Here is a 20,854-nt window from a genome sequence, read left to right as displayed (position 1 = left end):
GACGATGAAACTGAACGAACTGACATCCGTTTTAGCCTCAGCTGTTATTTTAGGCAATGCTGAGATTGACATCCTAAGATTGCAGACGGATTCCAGACAGGTTATACCGGGTGATCTGTTTATCTGTTTGCCCGGTCATACGGTTGATGGACATGATTACGCGAGCGAAGCGGAGAGAAAAGGTGCATCCGCTCTTATCGTTAACCGGAAACTAGAGACTACCCTGCCACAGGTCGTGGTCAAGGATTGCCGGTTTGCAATGGCTATACTTGCAGATGCTTTTTACGGACATCCCAGCCAGCGGATGACCGTTGTAGGTGTGACAGGTACGAATGGTAAGACAACAACGACCTATCTTATCGATAAGATCATGAGCGATTATGGTCTCAAAACCGGATTGATAGGTACGATTCAGATGAAGTATAACGGTAAGAAGTTCCCCATGTCGGGAACGACACCAGAAGCACTAGAGTTGCAGAAGAGCCTGAACGATATGCTGGAGACAGGTACGGAGTTCTGCGTGATGGAGGTATCCTCACATGCACTTGAACAAGGGCGGGTGAAGGGCACCGATTTTCGAACCGCTGTCTTTACAAATTTGACACAGGACCACTTAGATTACCATAATTCTGTAGAGGAATATCAGAATGCCAAGGGGTTGTTTTTCTCACGACTGGGCAATGCTTTTGCCAAGGATCCCAAACAACGGAAGTATGCAGTTTTGAATGCAGATGATAAAGCATCTGAGCCATTCACAAAATTAACAGCAGCCGAGGTTATTACATACGGTTTAAACGATAAAGCGGATGTTCGTGCTACTAACATTGCTATAACTGCGAAAGGAACATCTTTTCATGTAGATACCTTTCGCGGCAGTATCGATATATCCTTAAAGATGATAGGCAAGTTTAATGTGTATAACACTATGGCTGCGATTGCTGCTGCACTTCTTGAAGACGTACCACTGCATGATATTAAGAAAAGCCTCGAATCGGTGCCTGGCGTAGAGGGACGGGTTGAAGCCGTGGATGAGGGCCAGCCGTATGCGGTCATCGTGGATTATGCACATACACCAGATGGACTAGATAATGTACTTCGCACGTTACAAGAGTTTGCTCAAGGTCGCATCATAACCGTATTTGGATGTGGTGGAGATCGAGATAAGACCAAGCGCCCGATCATGGGGAGGATTGCTGCTGGCCTCAGTGATATAGTGATTATTACGTCGGATAATCCACGAACGGAGGATCCGCAGCTTATTTTGAAGGATATAGAAGCAGGTCTTCTTACGAACGATGTTCCAGAAGGGCGATATCAGCTTATTGTGGATCGCAGGCAGGCCATAAAAAAGGCTATTGAAATGGCAAGCCCGGGAGATGTAGTATTGATTGCGGGGAAAGGTCATGAGACCTATCAACTGATCGCGGGAAAAGTATTTGATTTTGACGACCGCATCGTTGCAAAAGAAGCGATAAGGGGCAGAAAATTGTGATTCATAAACCATTACTAAGCATCGCCGCTATGTGCGGCGGTGCGCTTACGCGTAAACAAGATGAGGAATTGAAGATTCAAGGAGTATGTACTGACACCAGACAAATACGGAAAGGCTGTTTGTATGTACCGTTAGTTGGTGAACGATTCGACGGTCATGATTTTGCGGCCCAAGCGCTTGCGTCTGAAGCAGGTGCTATCTTATGGCAAGAGGACCATGGCACTCCGCCAGACGGTCCAGTAATTAAGGTGCAAGATACACTCATCGCCTTGCAGATGCTAGCTACATCGTATTTGGAACAGAGTGGAGCCAAGGTTGTAGGTATTACCGGCAGTAACGGTAAAACTACGGTTAAGGATATGGTTACTGCTCTGCTAGAAACGAAATTCAAAGTGCATAAAACACAAGGTAACTTTAATAATCAAATCGGACTTCCGCTTACGGTGCTAGACATGCCGGAGGATACGGATATTGTTGTGCTCGAAATGGGAATGAGTGGGCGACATGAAATCGAGCTGTTATCTACGATTGCACGTCCTGATACGGCAGTCATTACCAACATAGGGGAATCGCATCTGCTGCAGCTCGGCTCAAGAGAGGAAATTGCTAGAGCTAAGGTTGAGATTATCAGCGGTATGAAGCCAGGTGGTCTGCTAGTCTATCATGGGGATGAGCCGTTGATTCCTATGGTTCTTGCTGAGGCAGATACGAAGAAGCCGGATGATCTCCGAACATTTACCTTTGGTACAGGGAAAGATAATGATGATTATCCAACAGGGATGATGTTTCATCCCAAAGGAATTATTTTTACGTCTCATGTGCATTCAGGTGAGGGGTTCAGCCTGCCTTTGTTAGGAAGACATAATGTTGTGAACGCACTGGCGGCTCTTGCAGTAGCTGAGCACTACGGTGTAAGCGATGAGCAGATTCGCGAGGGCCTTTCAGGTCTTCGTCTGACAAGTATGCGTATTGAGTGCATAGAGACGGAGCATGGGGTGACCGTACTAAACGACGCTTACAATGCGAGCCCTATATCTGTTAAAGCTGCACTGGATGTATTAAGTGATATGAAGGGTTATCGCCGTAAGATTGCCGTGCTCGGGGACATGCTCGAACTTGGTTCTGATGAAGAGGAGTTTCATGCAGAGATTGGGCGTTATGTGTCATCGGATAATGTTGATCTGTTGTTTACATTTGGCCCATTATCCACTCATATCGCGGAAGCTGCTACACATACTCTATCTGAAGGACAGGTAATGGCCTTTACAGATAAAACATCATTGATCGAAGCAATTGTTAAAGAGGTTACCAATAAAGATGTCGTATTGGTCAAAGCCTCCCGTGGCATGAAATTAGAAGAAGTTGTGGATGCTCTAAAAAGCTTGCACAACGGAACAACGAGGTAAGGGGGTGATTTCATGGACTTTCAACTGTTATTGCTGACGATCGGCGTATCGTTCGTACTTGCTGTCATATCCGCACCGCTGCTTATTCCGCTGCTTCGCCGGATGAAATTTGGTCAGCAGGTTCGGGACGATGGTCCGCAAAGTCACCTTAAAAAAGCAGGGACCCCAACCATGGGCGGGGTTATTATCTTACTTGCATTTACTTTGACCTTTCTGAAGTTTTCACCTGTAGATACGAACTTCTATGTATTGCTTGTAGGTACACTAGGGTTCGGTCTGATTGGATTTTTGGATGACTATGTGAAAATCGTGTTCAAACGTTCTTTGGGATTGACTGCTCTTCAAAAATTGTTTGGTCAGCTATTGTTTTCTGGTATTATGTGCTGGCTTCTTATTGCCAATGGTCATAGCACGGCTATTGGTATTCCAGGGACCGATTGGTCTTTTGACTGGGGAGGCTGGTTTTACTATCCTTTCATCATTATTATGATGCTTGCTATTAGTAATGCGGTTAACTTTACGGACGGACTTGATGGACTGCTTTCCGGTGTGAGTGCAATTGCATTCGGAGCTTATGCGCTGGTTGCAATTCAGTCTACTTCGTTTGCTGCTGCATTTTGTGCTGCTGCCATGATCGGTGCTGTACTTGGCTTCCTCGTATTCAATGCCCATCCGGCTAAAGTATTTATGGGGGATACAGGCTCGCTCGGAATCGGAGGCGCCATCGGTGCTATCGCAATCGTAACGAAGAGTGAATTGCTCTTTTTGATCATTGGTGGGGTATTCGTTATAGAGATGCTGTCGGTCGTTCTGCAGGTGGCTTCATTCAAGACCAGAGGCAAACGGATTTTCAAAATGAGTCCGATCCACCATCACTTTGAGTTATCAGGTTGGTCAGAGTGGCGTGTGGTCATTACATTTTGGGTAGTAGGTATCGTACTTGCGGGTCTAGGACTTTATATTAACAAGGGGTTGTAAAGATGAAGCATCCAGAATTTTACCGAGATAAGGAAGTTATTGTCTTAGGACTGGCCAAAAGCGGAGTTCAGGTGGCTAAAGTTCTCCACGATGCGGGAGCGATCGTTACCGTTAATGATAAAAAAGAGCGGGAAGAATGTCCCGAAGCTTCGGAACTCGAAGCTTTGGGTATTTCTGTCATCTGCGGAGAGCATCCGGAAGGTCTAATCCATGAGGGTGTTGCTCTTTTGGTGAAGAACCCGGGTATTCCTTATCATGTATCACCTGTGTTGAGAGCTGAAGAACTGGGTATTCCGGTTGTGACAGAGGTAGAGGTTGCCTCTCATCTATGCCGTGCACCGATGATCGGGATCACAGGTTCGAATGGTAAGACGACGACTACGACATGGGTAGGTAAACTTCTGAAGGCTGCAGGCATGTCTCCTATTATTGCTGGGAACATTGGAACTCCACTGTGCCAAGCTGCGCAGGAAGCATCGGAAGACGATTGGATGGTTGTTGAACTTAGCAGCTTTCAGTTGAAGGGAACGGAGGACTTTCGTCCACGTATTGCCTGTCTTTTGAATTTGGCGGAGACACATTTGGATTACCATGGTGGTATGGAGGATTATGTTGCCTCCAAAGCTAAGTTGTTTAGCAATCAGACAGCAGAAGACACTGCTGTACTCAATTGGGATGATCCGGTATGCCGGAGCCTCGTGCCGTATATAAAAGCTCATATTGTGCCTTTTTCGCTGAGTGAAAACCTTCAAGAAGGTGTGCATGTGGTTCCGCCATACTTGCCTGGTGTAGAAGATGAACTGAGTCGTAAGGTGGTATATACGGACGATAAAGGCATCAGCCATGAGATCATCTCGGTCGAAGAGATAGGCTTGCCTGGTAGATTTAACGTTGGCAACGCACTTGCAGCATGTGCAATCGCGATTGCAGCTGGTGCAGATATGGATTCGTTTGCAGAACCGTTACAAAATTTCGGGGGGGTAGAACACCGTCTTGAATTTGTAATGGATAAAAATGGAGTCTCTTACTATAACAACTCTAAAGCTACTAATTCTAAGGCTACCAATATGGCTTTAACATCGTTTAAGCGTCCAATTGTTCTTATCGGTGGTGGACTTGATCGAGGATCCGACTATGAAGAGCTTGTGCCTTCTTTAAGAGAACGTGTCAAATCCGTAGTACTCATTGGCGAAACAAAGGAAAAAATAGCGAAAGCTGCAGAACAAGCGGGATTAAAGCAAATTATACTCGTCGATAATGATGAGGACGCCGCCGCAGTACTTACTGACGCTGTGAAGAAAGCTGCTGCTCTTGCTGAGCCAGGAGACATCGTTCTTCTCTCTCCAGCATGTGCAAGCTGGGATATGTTTTCTTCTTATGAGGTACGTGGAAGCATTTTTAAAGAGGCGGTGCATAATCTGTAAGTAGGGGGGTGGATAAGCCCCTACTTCGTATGCTAAAGGTGGCCTCTTCATGAACAAGAATCGTCCGGCGCCTGATTTATGGCTCCTGATTTGTATTTTGGCTCTGCTGACTATCGGTATCGTTATGGTATATAGCGCAGGGTCCGTACTCGCTTTTCACGATTACGGAGATCGGTTTTATTTTGTGAAGCGGCAGTTATTGTTCGCTGGACTTGGACTTGCTGCCATGTATTTCACGGCCAATATGGATTTTCGCGTGTGGAAGAAATATGCGAAATTTGGCTTGCTGATTTGCTTTTTTATGCTTGTAATCGTATTGATCCCGGGTGTAGGTGTTGTCCGAGGCGGAGCGAGAAGCTGGCTTGGTATTAGTTCGTTCGGTATACAGCCCTCGGAATTTATGAAGCTAGGTATGATCCTGTATTTATCCAGATGGCTCAGCCGTGAAGATTATGATATCACTTCGTTCTCGAAGGGGTTAATCCCACCTCTTGGGTTAATTGGTCTTGCGTTCGGATTGATCATGCTCCAGCCGGACCTTGGTACAGGAGCTGTCATGCTAGGAGCAGCTCTTATGATCGTGTTTACAGCTGGTGCGAGAATGAAACATTTGGGGTTTCTCGCTTTGGGCGGAGTTGCGGGGTTCATTGGACTTATCCTTACCGCACCGTATCGGTTGAAACGGATTACAGGTTTCTTAGATCCTTGGTCTGATCCTCTTGGAACAGGATATCAGATTATACAGTCCCTCTATGCGATTGGACCAGGTGGGCTTGGGGGTTTAGGACTTGGAATGAGTCGCCAGAAATACAGTTATGTCCCAGAGCCTCAGACCGACTTTATCTTTGCTATCTTGGCTGAAGAGCTTGGGTTTATCGGTGGCTTAATCGTACTACTCTTATTTCTTACACTCGTGTGGCGTGGAATGAGAGTGGCGATGACCGTGCAAGACGGTTTTGGAAGTCTGCTAGCTGTAGGAATTATTGGTATGGTTGCAATACAGGTCGTTATTAACATCGGAGTTGTTATTGGTCTAATGCCAGTAACAGGTATTACGCTCCCACTGATCAGCTATGGAGGCAGCTCTTTGACGCTGATGCTGACCGCGCTAGGCATTTTATTAAATATATCCCGTTATGCGAGGTGAACGGCATGCGTGTCGTATTAACCGGCGGCGGAACAGGGGGACATATATACCCTGCTGTCGCTATTGCTAGACAATGTGAAGCGGAGGATCCGAGCACCGCTTTTTTATATATCGGAGGCAAGCAAGGCTTGGAAAGCAAGCTTGTTCCTCAGGAAAACCTTCCATTTGAAAGTATTGATATTACCGGTTTCCGCCGGAAACTGTCATTTGATAATGTAAAGACAGTCATGCGCTTTCTAAAAGGTGTTTCTACAAGTAAAAAAATGCTTAAAGAATTTAAGCCAGATGTCGTTATTGGGACAGGTGGTTACGTCTGTGGACCTGTCGTTTATGCAGCTTCTAAACTCGGCATCCCAACGATGATTCATGAGCAGAATGCGATTCCAGGGTTGACGAATCAATTTCTAAGTCGCTATGCTTCAACGGTTGCTGTTAGTTTTGAAGGATCAGAGAAATCTTTTCCCAAAGCGAAGAGAGTGATTTACACAGGCAATCCTCGGGCCACTACCGTTCAATCCGCTAATCGTGAGCGTGGCTTTGCATCACTTGGAATTCCGATGGACAGTACTGTCGTTCTCGTTGTTGGAGGAAGCCGCGGCGCAAGGGCTATCAATACGGCGATGATCGGTATGGCTCCTATGCTTAAGAGGTTACCGAATGTACATTTTGTTTATGTAACGGGAGAATTGTACTTTGAAGGGACTCGTGAAGCCGTGAGAAGTGAGTTAGGTACGATGCCGAATCAACTTCATATCGTACCTTATATTCACAATATGCCAGAAGTGCTTGCTTCCACATCATTGATTGTGAATCGAGCGGGTGCTTCATTTTTAGCAGAAATCACGTCACTCGGCATTCCTTCCGTGCTTATTCCTTCCCCGAATGTGACCAATAATCACCAAGAAGCTAATGCACGACAGCTCGAAGACGCGGGGGCGTCACGAATGATTTTGGAAAAAGAACTTTCTGCCGAAACACTGTTCACTCGTATTGAAGAAGTTATGGGTAATGAGAAAGTACGTCAAGCGATGTCTAAAGCGTCAAGGCAGCTTGGAAAGCCTGATTCAGCTGCTGTAATTGTTGAGGAAATACGCCGGTTGGTAAGCAACCGTTAAAACGGCTGGGCGATTGTCACACACCTATAGAGCCTTACATAAGATACTCTATAATCGTGACAATCTCACCCAAGAGGCCGGAATCATCCAGAGCGGCCATCTCCTTGCTAAGCCGAGGAATGGCCTTTTCGGTTTTGAAGTTAAGGGAGGTTTTTGTAAGATGCAGCAGTGGGAATCACAGCTATCGCAATCAAATGTTGGAGCAATATTTAAGAATGAACCGCTGGCAAAGTATACAACCTGGAAAATAGGCGGTCCTGCCGATGTTCTGATTGTCCCGGAAACGAAGGAACAATTGGCGGAATTGATGTCCATTCTCCATATCCACCGCATTCCGTGGACACAGCTAGGGCGCGGATCCAATATGCTTATATCCGATAAAGGGATTCGTGGAGCCGTCATCAAGCTGGGTCAGGGATTTGACGAGGTAGTGTTTGACGGGGACATGGTAACAGCCGGAGGAAGTATGTCTTTCGTTAAACTCAGCGTTCTAGCCGGTAAAGAAGGATTGACTGGACTGGAGTTTGCTGGAGGGATACCTGGGTCTGTCGGAGGGGCTGTTTATATGAATGCCGGTGCCCACGGGTCTGATGTGTCACGCATATTTAAGTCCGCTGACATTGTACTGGAATCAGGTGAATTGGTGAATTATGCTGCGGAAGATATGGAGTTTGATTATCGTCATTCTGTTCTTCATGATCGGAAGGGAATCGTAACCCAAGCGGTATTCAAGCTTCAGCATGGAGACCGAAAGGAAATTTCAGCAGCTATGGCGTCCTATAAGGACCGTAGACGTCGTACACAGCCTCTCCAATCCGCGACAGCGGGTAGTGTGTTCCGAAATCCACCGGGTGATCATGCCGCAAGGTTGATAGAGGCGGCGGGACTAAAGGGGCTTCGAATCGGAGGCGCAGAGATTTCCAAGCAGCACGCCAATTTCATTGAGAACACCGGTCAAGCGACAGCAGAGGACGTGCTCGCCCTAATGAAGCAAGTTCAGGAAACCATTGCTGAGAAAAACGGAATTACACTGGTACCTGAAGTTTACGTCATGGGGGAGCGGTAAACTCGGAGGTGATACATTGGACAAATTGGTGATTGAGGGCGGAAGCCCCTTATCAGGAACCATACGTATCCATGGAGCGAAAAACGCTGCTTTACCGATTCTAGCGGCAAGTCTTCTTGCCGAAGGAAATGTTCGGCTAAGTAATGTTCCACATCTGCTGGATATTGAAGTAATGTTGAACATACTAAGTCGTCTAGGTTCAAAGTGTAAGCATGAACTAGAGACAGTCACTGTGGATACTTCATCTGCCAATTCGTTTCATGTACCAGAAGATTTAATGAAGCAGATGAGATCCTCCATTTTTTTGATGGGGCCTCTGCTTGCTAGGTTCGGTGAGGTTACGATTTATCAGCCTGGAGGCTGCGCAATTGGTGAACGTAAAATTGATCTACATCTTCAAGGTCTTCAAGCGCTTGGTGCCGAAATCGAAGAAAGTGATCAAAAGATTCATTGTAGAGCAAGCCGTTTAATAGGTGCTGATATTCATCTTGATTTTGCCAGTGTAGGAGCAACCGAAAATATTATGATGGCGGCTGCAACAGCGAAAGGCACTACCGTGTTGTCTAATGCAGCTAGGGAGCCGGAAATTCAAGACTTACAACACTTCTTGAACAAGATGGGGGCTAACATCATAGGGGCTGGCACGGACACGATTACCATTCAGGGTGTCGAAAGGCTTGAGGCTTGCGACTATGAAATAATTCCTGATCGTATTGTTGCCGGGACTGTCATGATTGCAGCTGCTGCTACACGTGGCTCCGTGACGATGACTAGGTGTAATCCATCGCATTTAAATTCTCTTATTCACGTGCTTAAGCGCGCTGGTGTTCAAACTAGTATCTGCAATGATATAATGAATATAAGCTGTATGGGTCGTCCTAAAGCGGTTGAGCGGATTGTAACATCTCCGTACCCATCGTTTCCGACAGATCTGCAATCTCAAGTGATGGTACTCTTATCACTTGCAGATGGCTTCAGTGTAATGAAAGAGACGGTATTTGAAGGACGCTTCAAGCATGTAGAGGAACTATCTCGTATGGGGGCGGACATCTCTACAGATCTAAATTGTGCATTTATCCGTGGAGTACAGCGCATTTATGGTGCTACTGTGGAGGCAACCGACCTTCGGGCCGGTGCTGCGTTAGTTATTGCAGGGCTTGCTGCTCAAGGAACAACGGTAGTGGAACAAATTCACCATATTGATCGTGGCTATGACCGGATTGAGAATATGTTCCAAGGTTTAGGGGCGAAGATTATTCGTCAATCACCCGTACCTAAACCACTAGATTTAGCCAATTGACGATGTCCTGAAGCATCCCTCCCTCTGATGGGAGGGATGACAGGTCTTTCTGGAGAGAGAGGATATGCCAAAGAATCAAATTCCTGTTCTGAAAGAGGACAGGCCTAAAATGAGAAGTGGTAGAAAGATTATATTTATTTTAATGCTTCTTTTTCTAGCTTTACTAATTGTGTTATTTTTCCGTTCACCTGTCAGTAAAATTAGCGAGATTCACTTTACAGGAAATACGTTTAATACGGAGGAGCAACTCAAGGAAAAAGCGGGGCTTGCTATTGGAGTGCAGTACTTCAGTGTGGATGCGGAGAAAGTGAAAGAGAATTTAGCAGCGTTAGGAACCATTGAAACGGTGGAAGTAGACAAGCAGTTTCCTGGGGTAGTTAATGTTAATGTTGTTGAATTTCCGACGGTAGCCTATGAACTGGCTAACAATGGAAGTTTGCAGGCGATATTAGCTAACGGCAAGTCAATTCCAGTTTCCGCCAGCGGAATTGCTGTTGAAAAGCCTATTTTGACGCAGTGGGATCCGAAGGATCCAAACAAAGCTAAACTAAGCAAAGTATTAGCCGATATACCTAACAGTATGACTTCTGACATTTCTGAGATTTTACCATCGCCAACTCCTTCTTTTCCTGACCGTATTAAACTATATACTCGTTCTAAATTCGAAGTGATTACTGCGGTCTCTCTGTTGCGTGACAAAGTCGAATATCTTAATCAGGTGATTGAGATGGAACAGCCCGGCATTATTACGATGCTCGAGGCAGATTCCTATGAGCCTTTTAAGCCAGAGAAACTAGAGCAGGGGGCCGAAGAGCCCCCTACTCAGGAGTAGGAAGAAATGTTACAATTAAACGTATTAACACCTCAACCTGCTCCCTCTTTTTTCTCTGACTTTTTGGGCATATTCTAGCAGATGTTGGCACTAAAAAAATTGTAGAAAAAAGAGGGAAAGCCCCGTGCGTGTTGAATAAGTAGAAAAGTGTTATTATATTAATAATTTACTAATGAGAGAAACAGGAGGTGCCAGAGCTTGAGCAACAATGACATCATTGTTAGTTTGGACATCGGTACATCCAAAGTTCGTGCTATTATTGGGGAAATTAATAATGGAACCTTTAATATTATTGGAGTTGGATCTGCCGACTCGGAGGGAATTCGAAAAGGTGCAATTGTAGATATCGATCAGACCGTACAATCCATTCGCAGTGCCGTTGACCATGCGGAGCGTATGGTTGAAATTCAAATATCCGAAGTGTACGTCGGCATTTCTGGGAATCATATTGGACTTCAATCGAGCCACGGTGTAGTGGCAGTATCGAACGAGGATCGGGAAATTGGTGAGGATGATATCGATCGGGTGCTTAAAGCAGCCGAAGTTGTTGCATTACCTCCGGATCGGGAAATTATCGATGTAGTTGCAAGACAGTTTGTGGTAGATGGATTAGAAGGGATTTCTGATCCACGTGGAATGATTGGCGTACGTCTTGAGGTAGAAGCAACAATTATTACAGGTGCCAAAACGGCCATACATAATTTGTTACGCTGTGTGGAAAAGTCTGGCCTTAAAGTGAAAGACCTCGTACTCATTCCACTCGGAGCGGGACAGCTTGCACTATCGAAGGACGAGAAGACGATGGGATCTGTTCTGGTTGATATTGGAGCAGGATCTACAACGCTTGCCGTATTCGAGGGAGGAAGCATATCAGCAACATCTACACTGCCAATTGGTGGAGATTTTGTAACAAATGATATTGCTTATGGACTTCGGACACTTACAGACCAAGCTGAGAAGGTAAAGTTGAAATACGGATGCGCGTTAATGGATAACGCAGCTCCGGAAGTGATGTTCAAAGTAACACGGATTGGAAGCAATGTGGATAAGGAATTTACTCAAGAGGATCTCGCAGCAATTATTGAGCCTCGTGTCCAAGAAATTTTTCAATTGGTACGCCAAGAAATTAAGCGCCTAGGTTACAGTGAGCTTCCAGGAGGTTATATACTTACTGGTGGTACAATGTCCATGCCTGGAGTGCTAGAGGTGGCACAAGCCGAACTGGCGACTTCTGTCCGGATTGCTGTTCCCGATTTTATCGGCGTACGCGACCCAGGATATTGCAGTGGAGTCGGAATTCTCCATAATGCGATTCGGAACGTACGAGTACGTCCGAGTGGAGGAAACAGTAGCAATAATACAAAAAAACCGGTGAACCGCGTGAAGCAAAATCCTGCCGCAGCAACACAGGAAAGCAGCAGCCAGAAGCCGGGATTTATCGAACGTTTAAAAAATATGTTCAGCGAGTTTATATAGCGGGTTCATTTGACAGTGGACGTGCCATCCGCGCACATTGAGGGGGAGATGGATTAGATGTTGGAATTTGATTTTGAAATGGAGAGCCTGGCCCAGATTAAAGTAATTGGGGTAGGTGGCGGCGGTAGTAATGCAGTTAACCGCATGATTGAAAACGGCGTCCAAGGCGTCGAATTTATAACGGTGAATACGGATGCGCAAGCACTACATCTTGCGAAGTCCGAGCATAAATTGCAAATTGGAGACAAGCTGACACGTGGACTTGGTGCTGGTGCGAATCCTGAAGTAGGTAAAAAGGCAGCAGAAGAGTCTCGCGACCTGATCATGAACACACTGAAAGGTGCTGACATGGTTTTTGTCACAGCTGGTATGGGTGGCGGAACAGGTACTGGTGCAGCTCCAGTTATCGCTGAAATCGCGAAAGAGTGTGGCGCATTGACAGTAGGTGTTGTCACTCGCCCGTTCACATTTGAAGGCCGTAAACGTTCTTCTCATGCAGAGCTTGGTATAGAGGCTCTGAAAGAGAAAGTTGATACATTGATCGTTATTCCGAATGATCGTTTGCTAGAGATCGTAGACAAGAAGACGCCTATGCTCGAAGCATTCCGTGAAGCGGATAATGTTCTTAGACAAGCGGTACAAGGTATTTCGGACTTGATCGCTGTACCCGGTCTCATCAACCTTGACTTTGCCGATGTTAAGACTATCATGACTGAGCGTGGTTCAGCGCTCATGGGTATTGGTATGGCTACGGGTGAGAACCGTGCGGCTGAAGCTGCGCGTAAAGCGATTATGAGTCCACTCCTCGAAACTTCGATCGAAGGTGCACGGGGAGTCATTATGAATATTACAGGTGGGGCGAATTTGTCTCTCTATGAGGTCAATGAAGCTGCAGAAATTGTCACTTCTGCGTCCGATCCAGAAGTGAATATGATCTTCGGTGCGATTATCGAAGAGAATATGAAGGAAGAGATTAAGGTAACGGTTATTGCTACTGGCTTCGAAAGCAAGCCTATGCAAGCACCACCTCAACCAGGACGTCGTCCTGTATCACAAGGTGAAGGCCAAAGCCAACCTCAACAACAGACCGACAAGAGTAATGTGAACCTGAGACCATTCGGAAATCAGGGAAACAATGATCAACTGGATATTCCGACATTCCTTCGCAATCGCTCCCGCAACAACGATTAATTTATCGAAAGCCCGTTTCTCTCTTAGGAGAGAGCGGGCTTTTTTCGATTTTTCATACCGATTTGATGTCCCTTCCGCCCATCTTTCTATATCTAAATTCTGAAAGACCTCTATAAACTGCCTCACATCGACAAAAATAGTCGGTGGACAACCCACAGGTTTAGACAGACTTTGATTTCTATTCTTCTTATACTAAAATCATCTCCCACAGCTCAGAACAACAATAACCCCGGAAAGATTCCGGCTAGGCGGGTGAAGACCCTGGTTGTTTATATCGATTTAATCTTTCTAGCAAACCTGCTCATCGATGGTATATTGCTTGCTCTCACAGCTTGGATGAGGAGATTAAAGCCGAAGTGGTGGAGACTCTCTCTATCGGCAGCAGTAGGTGCACTGTACGTGGTGATGATGTTCGTGCCGGATTTGACGTTCTTATTTACTTTTCTGATCAAGTTCGGGCTTTCTTTAATGATGTTGTGGATTGCCTTCGGGTTTATCAGCTTGCAAAGTTACATGCGAAACTTAGCGTCATTCTACATGGTAAACTTTGCAGCCGCTGGAGGTATTATTGGTATTCATTATTTGATGCAAAATTCGGGAGAACTTTTTAGCGGAATCTGGTATACAGCCTCGGGCGGGCTTACGTTCGAATTAAAGGTTGGATTTTGGTTTGCTTGTATTGCTTTTTTTGTTGTGATTTTAGTCTTTAAAGCTGTGCAGACCAATCGGCGTCAAGTTGAAAATCGCGAGCATCTAATGGGACACGTCACTGTATGTATTGGTGATAAGACGATTATGTGCACTGGATTGCTTGATACTGGAAATCAGTTGAGTGATCCGTTAACACGAACGCCAGTGATGGTGATGGAGGCTATCTTATGGGAATCTGAACTTCCTGAAGCGTGGTGTAAAAAGCTGGCGGAGGGTGAACCGGACAAACTCATTATGGAACTCGGGGATAATGATTTCATCTGGCAGGATCGGTTAAGGCTCGTACCGTATCGCGGAGTGAATCGCGGAGCGGCATTTATGCTAGCGATTAAACCTGACACTGTACGGATTGAACTCGGGGGCAAGGAGTATGTTTCTACGAAGGTGCTTATTGGGTTTGATGGGGGCACACTCTCAGGAGAAGGAGCCTACCAGGCAATCATTCATCCGAGTCTAACAGAGGGAGAGGGAAGGTTGGTTGAATGCACGGACACAGAATATCTCGATATGCAGGAGAATCTCGTGTAGCCCTGCTTTGAGAGATGATCTGTGGATAACGCTTACGAAGTTAGTTTCCCCTTGGGAAACTAGGATTACGCTTACGAAGTTAGTTTTCCTTCGGAAAACTTTTAGGAGGATAAGAGATGCCTGTAAAATGGAGATTAACGTTACAGCTGCAGTATTATCGTGTTTTATTCTTACTGGGATTAAAAAGTCAGGAAATCTATTATATCGGTGGTAGTGAAGCACTGCCTCCTCCACTGACTAGAGAAGAAGAGGAGTTTCTCCTTCAAAAGCTTCCGTCCGGAGACGCTGCTATTCGCGCAATGCTCATTGAACGGAATCTCAGACTAGTCGTTTATATCGCTCGTAAATTCGAGAACACAGGGATTAACATTGAGGATCTGGTCTCCATCGGAGCTATTGGATTAATAAAAGCGGTAAATACTTTTGACCCAGAGAAAAAAATCAAATTAGCTACATACGCTTCGCGTTGTATCGAGAATGAGATCCTAATGTACCTGCGAAGAAATAGTAAAACACGTAGTGAGGTATCGTTCGACGAACCCTTAAACATAGATTGGGATGGAAATGAGCTCCTTTTATCTGATGTGTTGGGAACGGAAAATGATACGATTGGCCGGAATATCGAGGAACAGGTAGATCGTAAACTTTTGCAAAAAGCACTTGATAAATTGAGCGACAGGGAACGCATGATTATGGAGCTTCGTTTCGGTCTTCAGGACGGGGAAGAAAAGACGCAAAAAGACGTGGCAGATATGCTTGGAATCTCACAATCCTACATTTCCCGATTGGAAAAGCGGATAATAAAACGACTGCGTAAAGAATTCAACAAGATGGTTTAACTGGAAAAGGTCAGGAATAAAATAAAGACCCAGGGAGATAATGTACAGTAATGTTTCTCCTTGGGAGGTTAGTCATCATGACCCGAAACAAAGTTGAGATTTGTGGTGTGGATACGGCAAAATTGCCGGTTCTGACGAATGTGGAGATGAGAGAACTTTTTCATTCCTTACAGCAGAACAACGAACTTTTGGCTAGAGAAAAATTGGTTAACGGTAACTTGAGATTGGTGCTTAGTGTCATTCAGCGTTTTAATAATCGCGGTGAATTTGTGGATGACCTGTTCCAGGTGGGATGCATCGGCCTTATGAAAGCCATTGATAATTTCGATCTATCACAAAACGTTAAGTTCTCCACCTACGCTGTACCGATGATTATCGGAGAAATACGCCGCTACTTAAGGGACAATAATCCGATTCGTGTATCAAGGTCCTTAAGAGATATCGCTTATAAAGCGCTGCAGGTTAGGGATCAGCTTACGAATTTGAATTCACGTGAACCGACCATTTTTGAAATTTCCGAGGCACTGAATGTTCCGAAAGAAGACGTTGTGTTTGCACTTGATGCCATTCAGGATCCTGTTTCTTTATTTGAACCGATTTATAACGATGGTGGAGACCCTATTTTCGTAATGGATCAGATCAGTGATGATAAGAACAAAGATATTTCCTGGATTGAGGAGATTGCACTCCGTGAAGCAATGCATAAGCTGGGACAGCGTGAAAAAATGATTTTGTCCATGCGTTTTTACGAAGGAAAGACTCAAATGGAAGTCGCTGACGAGATCGGTATTTCGCAGGCTCAAGTTTCACGTCTTGAGAAATCAGCTATCAAACAAATGCAGAAACATGTTAAAACGTAATGTGTCGTAACTGGAATGGAACTACAACACGATCCCTTTTATAGGGGTCGTTTTTTCTTTGTCTTAAAAAAGTAGTTATTTTGCGGGCTGCCTACATATATTGAAATATAGTACATCTAGGGTGTGATGACGGTGATATCCGATAATCAGATGGTGGGGAAAATGATGAAAATTTCCGACTTTCAAACTAAAGATGTCATCAATATTATTGATGGCAAAAGACTTGGTCAGGTAAGTGATCTGGAGCTTGATTTAAGGCAAGGGCGCATTGAAGCCATTGTTGTACCGAGTTATGGGAAATTCATGGGGCTGTTTGGGGGCGGAAGCGACCTTGTCATCCCATGGCGGAATATCGTGAAGATCGGTTCAGACGTGGTGCTGGTGAAGATGGAGGAAGTCAGGAAAGTATCTGATGAGCAGGAGCCTATAGGATATCTTGAGCGTCCTGAGCGTGGAGACCGAAGAACTTATTAAAGCTGTTGTCAGTAATGGACCCTTGGAGGAGAGCTTTTAGCTTAGAAAATGTATCGGCGGACGCTTTTCTGTTACACTGATGTAGAGGTGAATAACATGGAACCGTTTGTGAAGCAAGACCAGCAGGGACCAAGCTTGTTTATGCTGGAATCGTGGAAAGATGAAAGAGCCGGTCTCACGGCCGGCTTTAGTGGGCGAGATGGCGGTGTAGGCGCGGCTCCTTATAATAGTCTTAATTTGGCTCTCCATGTAGGAGATAATCAGGAAGACGTGATCGAGAACCGGAGACGTACAGCTGAAATGCTTGGTTTCTCGCTTGAGGATTGGACCTGTGGTGAACAAGTTCATCGTAGTGAAATTGCTGTGGTTGGGCCATCCGAGCGTGGAAGAGGGAGTCTGGATCGGCAATCAGCGATTCAAGATACAGATGGATTGCTAACGAATACTCCGGGTGTGCTGCTGGCTTCCTATTATGCTGACTGTGTGCCTTTGTATTTTTGGGATCCGGTTAAAGAGGTCGTTGGACTGGCTCACGCAGGCTGGAAAGGGACTGTAGCAGGCATAGCGAGCCGGATGATCGAGGAGATGACGAGTGAGTTTGGAAGTTCTCCTAAAGACATTAGAACAGCTATAGGACCTTCTATTGGCCAGTGCTGCTATGAGGTAGACGATAAAGTGATGTCCAAGGTTAACGATTTAGGGTTGACTGTAGAGGGTAATAACATAGACTCAGCTTTACTTTACGTCGACAAGGGAAACGGTAAATATATGCTCAACTTGAAAGAAATAAACAGACACATTATGATAAAAGCAGGAATAATGACGGATCATATCGAATGTACTTCTTGGTGTACAAGCTGTCGTAACGATTTATTCTTTTCATACCGTAAGGACGAAGGTACGACAGGGCGTATGGCGAGCTGGATTGGAATGAGAAAGAGGTGAGTCTCCCTTGAGTTTGAAAGAGCGCATTAGTCAAGTGGAACAGCAGGTGTCGGAAGCTTGCCGCAGAAGCGGAAGGAACCGGGATGAGGTGGGTGTGATCGCAGTAACCAAATACGTCTCGGTTGACATGACCGCAGCTGTATTGGATCATGGCATTCGTCATATCGGGGAGAATCGCTGGCAGACTGCCGAAGAGAAATGGCGTGCTCTTGGTGAACGAGGGATATGGCATTTTATCGGTCATCTCCAGACGAATAAGGTCAAAGATGTGATCGGTAAATTTCAATATATTCATTCGCTAGATCGACTATCTCTTGCTAATGAACTGGAGAAGAAAGCAGCTGCCCTGGATGTACAAGTCTCTGCATTTATGCAGGTGAATATTTCAGGTGAAGCAACGAAGTATGGTCTGCAGCCTGAACAGGCGGCTTCTTTTCTTAAAGAAATCAACCGCTTGAAGCATGTCAATGTAATCGGGCTTATGACCATGGCCCCTTTTGAATCATCTGCAGAGGATACGAGACCCGTATTCCGTGGATTAAGGCAACTAAGAGATGAGCTGAACCTTCAGGCGCTTACGCCGGAGCCGATTACTGAATTATCCATGGGGATGTCTAATGATTTCGAAGTGGCTATTGAAGAAGGGGCAACCTGGGTGCGTCTGGGCTCGATATTAGTTGGAAAAGAGGAGGAGTGACAATGGGCGTGATGAACCGGTTTATGAATTTCCTTGGATTGCAGGATGAAGAAGAGGTTGTCGAACGAGAAGTACTTGCTTCGCAAGAAGAGCCGGTGGAAACACCGCCGTTCGAGAATCGTAAAAATGCTAAGGGTGGCAATGTGGTAAGTATACATTCACAGAAAAATGTAAAGGTTGTCCTCGTAGAGCCCCGTTCTTATGATGAGGCTCAGGATATCGCGGATCATCTGCGGTCTTTCCGCACGGTTGTCGTTAATCTGCAACGTGTCCGTAACGATCAAGCACTGCGTATTATAGATTTTCTTAGTGGAACTGTATATGCACTTGGTGGAGGCATTTCCAAAGTGGGTGGCAACATCTTTCTTTGCACGCCGGATACCGTTGAGATCCAGGGTTCGATCACCGAGATTTTAGCAGACGAGCAAGATTACAACAGAATGAGGTGACTTAGGCTTTGACGGCTAATATTTATGCTTTAGTAGGTGTTTTATTTCAGATTTATTTTTACATGATACTTGTGTATGTGTTAATGTCATGGCTACCGAATGTACGTGAGAGTTTTATTGGAGAGTTGCTTGGTAAGTTGGTAGAGCCTTATCTCGCACCATTCCGCCGTTTCATCCCACCAATCATGGGTATGATTGACATTTCTCCAATCATAGCGTTATTCGTACTTCAATTGGCACAAAGTGGCGTATACGGCGTACTCGGTTTCTTCTTGCGCTAGAAAGGATTTAAGCGATGCAACTAGAAATATACGAACACTTTCACCGGGATGAACGGGAGTTTGTTGACAGAGCATGGGAATGGGTCGTGAACGCGGGGCAGTACCATGAGATGAAGCTGACAGATTTCCTGGATCCCCGCCAGCGGTTTATTTTAGAAAGCCTCGTTAACCGTCATCCGGATGTTCATGCGGTTTATAGCGGAGGGTATCCTGATGCAGAGCGTGTACGAGCTTTAGTTGCTCCAGATTATAGGGATCTCAGTGATGAAGATATGGGACTTAAAGTACTGGGTATTACTTCAGGAGATCAGAAGTTTCTTGCTCTGGAGCATGGGGATTACATGGGATCGGTGCTTGGTCTTGGTATTAAACGATCAAAGATTGGGGACATTCATGTATTAGATGATGGTTGCCATGTCGTTGTAGCTGAAGACATAGGTAGTTATCTTCACATGAATCTTAATCAGGTACACCGTGTGCATGTGATGACAGAGCTTCTGCCTATACAGGAATTGAAAGTGAAAGAATCTAATCTTGAGGTAATGGAGCTGACGGTAGCATCACTTCGTCTGGATGGTATAGCAAGTGATGTGCACCGAATGAGCCGCACGAAGATGGTTGTCCCCATCAAGGCAGGCCGTTGCCGTGTCAATTGGAAAGTAGCAGAGGATCCTTCGACCATGCTTAAGGATGGAGATATGGTTTCCATACAAGGCTTCGGCCGTTTTAAAGTATTGGAAACGGGAGGATTGACAAAGAAAGGGCGATACCGCGTCAAGGTCGGTAAATTTACCTGAATCGTTTGAAGGATTTGCCGTTTTTTTGTCGAAACGTTCTACAATGAATATTAATGTAAGGTTTTTCAATATTTTGGTAGTAATCATTTTGTGAGATTATGCCGATACATCTGTTGACCGCTTGTGTTACAGGCGGGTGGTTCGGCTTCGAGCAGCGGTTCAAACCGTCATGCGAAGCCATATTCTTAGGAGGTGCACATCATGCCATTAACACCGCTGGACATACATAATAAAGAGTTTGCCCGCCGTATCCGTGGTTACGATGAGGACGAGGTTAATGAGTTTTTGGATCAAGTCATTAAAGATTATGAAAGTGTAATCCGTGAGAACAAGGAATTGCACAACCAATTAATGTCTTTGCAAGAGAGATTGGATCATTTCGTTAACATTGAGGACACACTATCCAAAACCATTATCGTCGCACAGGAAGCGGCAGATGAGTTGAAGAACAACGCGAAGAAGGAAGCACAGCTGATTGTTAAGGAATCCGAGAAGAATGCAGACCGGATCATTAACGAGGCTCTAAGCAAATCACGCAAAGTTTCGCTTGAAGTGGAAGAACTCAAGAAACAAGCATCCATCTATCGGACACGCTTCCGCTCTTTGGTAGAAGCTCAATTGGAACTGTTGAAGCATGACGGTTGGGAGTCACTAGAGAGTCGTGAGCCAAGTCTGGAGCCTAAAGAAGTTTACTAAGGCAATGGGCAATACCATGTTGACTTTTTTTCAGAAAGAGTCTATAACTAATAACATATTATGATTTGCATACGAATTCGTTGATGGGAATAGTACGTCAGGAAACTGTATCCTCAGAGAGTTGGCATCCTGCTGAAAGCCAATGTTCAG

At 45.3% G+C, this 20,854-nt stretch carries 21 protein-coding genes; all 21 read left to right on the top strand.

Going from position 1 to position 20,854, the window contains the following annotated elements:
* Window positions 1–4: 4 nt before the first annotated feature.
* On the top strand, window positions 5–1,492 hold the full coding sequence (locus AC3WJJ_RS07160) for a UDP-N-acetylmuramoyl-L-alanyl-D-glutamate--2,6-diaminopimelate ligase (protein WP_492539197.1): 1,488 nt from the start codon (window positions 5–7) through the stop codon (window positions 1,490–1,492).
* Window positions 1,489–2,898, top strand: a complete 1,410-nt coding sequence (locus AC3WJJ_RS07155) for a UDP-N-acetylmuramoyl-tripeptide--D-alanyl-D-alanine ligase (protein WP_492539195.1) — start codon at window positions 1,489–1,491, stop codon at window positions 2,896–2,898. Before AC3WJJ_RS07160 ends, AC3WJJ_RS07155 begins: the two co-directional genes overlap by 4 nt.
* A gap of 12 nt (window positions 2,899–2,910) precedes the next feature.
* Window positions 2,911–3,876 carry a phospho-N-acetylmuramoyl-pentapeptide-transferase gene (gene mraY / locus AC3WJJ_RS07150; protein ID WP_422660375.1) on the top strand — a complete coding sequence of 322 codons (966 nt, stop codon included), beginning with the start codon at window positions 2,911–2,913 and terminating at the stop codon, window positions 3,874–3,876.
* A 2-nt stretch (window positions 3,877–3,878) separates the two neighbouring features.
* A complete protein-coding gene (gene murD, locus AC3WJJ_RS07145) occupies window positions 3,879–5,300 on the top strand; it encodes a UDP-N-acetylmuramoyl-L-alanine--D-glutamate ligase (protein ID WP_492539193.1) in 1,422 nt (473 codons plus the stop codon).
* A gap of 49 nt (window positions 5,301–5,349) precedes the next feature.
* On the top strand, window positions 5,350–6,447 hold the full coding sequence (gene spoVE, locus AC3WJJ_RS07140; protein ID WP_492539191.1) for a stage V sporulation protein E: 1,098 nt from the start codon (window positions 5,350–5,352) through the stop codon (window positions 6,445–6,447).
* Window positions 6,448–6,452: 5 nt separating this feature from the next.
* Entirely contained in the window at window positions 6,453–7,562 is a 1,110-nt protein-coding gene (gene murG / locus AC3WJJ_RS07135) for an undecaprenyldiphospho-muramoylpentapeptide beta-N-acetylglucosaminyltransferase (protein ID WP_492539189.1), read from the top strand.
* A gap of 160 nt (window positions 7,563–7,722) precedes the next feature.
* Complete coding sequence (gene murB / locus AC3WJJ_RS07130) at window positions 7,723–8,628, top strand: UDP-N-acetylmuramate dehydrogenase (protein ID WP_422660379.1); 906 nt, start codon at window positions 7,723–7,725, stop codon at window positions 8,626–8,628.
* Between the two features lie 16 nt (window positions 8,629–8,644).
* The gene (gene murA / locus AC3WJJ_RS07125; RefSeq protein ID WP_492539187.1) at window positions 8,645–9,928 is read left to right on the top strand and encodes a UDP-N-acetylglucosamine 1-carboxyvinyltransferase; all 1,284 of its coding nucleotides are present in this window, start codon (window positions 8,645–8,647) and stop codon (window positions 9,926–9,928) included.
* A gap of 64 nt (window positions 9,929–9,992) precedes the next feature.
* On the top strand, window positions 9,993–10,760 hold the full coding sequence (locus AC3WJJ_RS07120; protein ID WP_492539185.1) for a cell division protein FtsQ/DivIB: 768 nt from the start codon (window positions 9,993–9,995) through the stop codon (window positions 10,758–10,760).
* Window positions 10,761–10,958: 198 nt separating this feature from the next.
* Complete coding sequence (ftsA, locus tag AC3WJJ_RS07115) at window positions 10,959–12,236, top strand: cell division protein FtsA (protein WP_492539183.1); 1,278 nt, start codon at window positions 10,959–10,961, stop codon at window positions 12,234–12,236.
* 57 nt (window positions 12,237–12,293) lie between these two features.
* On the top strand, window positions 12,294–13,427 hold the full coding sequence (ftsZ, locus tag AC3WJJ_RS07110) for a cell division protein FtsZ (RefSeq protein WP_492539181.1): 1,134 nt from the start codon (window positions 12,294–12,296) through the stop codon (window positions 13,425–13,427).
* Window positions 13,428–13,688: 261 nt separating this feature from the next.
* Window positions 13,689–14,666 carry a sigma-E processing peptidase SpoIIGA gene (gene spoIIGA, locus AC3WJJ_RS07105; protein WP_492539623.1) on the top strand — a complete coding sequence of 326 codons (978 nt, stop codon included), beginning with the start codon at window positions 13,689–13,691 and terminating at the stop codon, window positions 14,664–14,666.
* Window positions 14,667–14,782: 116 nt separating this feature from the next.
* Window positions 14,783–15,505 carry an RNA polymerase sporulation sigma factor SigE gene (gene sigE, locus AC3WJJ_RS07100; protein ID WP_422660384.1) on the top strand — a complete coding sequence of 241 codons (723 nt, stop codon included), beginning with the start codon at window positions 14,783–14,785 and terminating at the stop codon, window positions 15,503–15,505.
* A gap of 77 nt (window positions 15,506–15,582) precedes the next feature.
* A complete protein-coding gene (sigG, locus tag AC3WJJ_RS07095; RefSeq protein ID WP_422660385.1) occupies window positions 15,583–16,365 on the top strand; it encodes an RNA polymerase sporulation sigma factor SigG in 783 nt (260 codons plus the stop codon).
* Between the two features lie 165 nt (window positions 16,366–16,530).
* A complete protein-coding gene (locus tag AC3WJJ_RS07090) occupies window positions 16,531–16,839 on the top strand; it encodes a YlmC/YmxH family sporulation protein (protein WP_492539621.1) in 309 nt (102 codons plus the stop codon).
* A 96-nt stretch (window positions 16,840–16,935) separates the two neighbouring features.
* The gene (pgeF, locus tag AC3WJJ_RS07085) at window positions 16,936–17,784 is read left to right on the top strand and encodes a peptidoglycan editing factor PgeF (protein ID WP_492539178.1); all 849 of its coding nucleotides are present in this window, start codon (window positions 16,936–16,938) and stop codon (window positions 17,782–17,784) included.
* Window positions 17,785–17,791: 7 nt separating this feature from the next.
* A complete protein-coding gene (locus AC3WJJ_RS07080; RefSeq protein WP_492539176.1) occupies window positions 17,792–18,481 on the top strand; it encodes a YggS family pyridoxal phosphate-dependent enzyme in 690 nt (229 codons plus the stop codon).
* 2 nt (window positions 18,482–18,483) lie between these two features.
* Window positions 18,484–18,930: a cell division protein SepF gene (locus AC3WJJ_RS07075; protein WP_422660389.1), complete on the top strand. Its 447-nt coding sequence runs from the start codon at window positions 18,484–18,486 to the stop codon at window positions 18,928–18,930.
* Between the two features lie 8 nt (window positions 18,931–18,938).
* Window positions 18,939–19,211 carry a YggT family protein gene (locus tag AC3WJJ_RS07070; RefSeq protein WP_422660390.1) on the top strand — a complete coding sequence of 91 codons (273 nt, stop codon included), beginning with the start codon at window positions 18,939–18,941 and terminating at the stop codon, window positions 19,209–19,211.
* A 14-nt stretch (window positions 19,212–19,225) separates the two neighbouring features.
* Window positions 19,226–20,008, top strand: coding sequence for a YlmH family RNA-binding protein (locus AC3WJJ_RS07065; RefSeq protein ID WP_492539173.1), 783 nt, complete (start codon window positions 19,226–19,228; stop codon window positions 20,006–20,008).
* Window positions 20,009–20,209: 201 nt separating this feature from the next.
* On the top strand, window positions 20,210–20,704 hold the full coding sequence (locus tag AC3WJJ_RS07060; protein WP_422660392.1) for a DivIVA domain-containing protein: 495 nt from the start codon (window positions 20,210–20,212) through the stop codon (window positions 20,702–20,704).
* Window positions 20,705–20,854: the final 150 nt, after the last annotated feature.

Source organism: Paenibacillus sp. FW507-14B1B, from assembly GCF_058781425.1.
The sequence above is the reverse complement of the archived record's forward strand: the minus strand, read 5'-3'. Positions and strand labels throughout refer to the sequence as shown.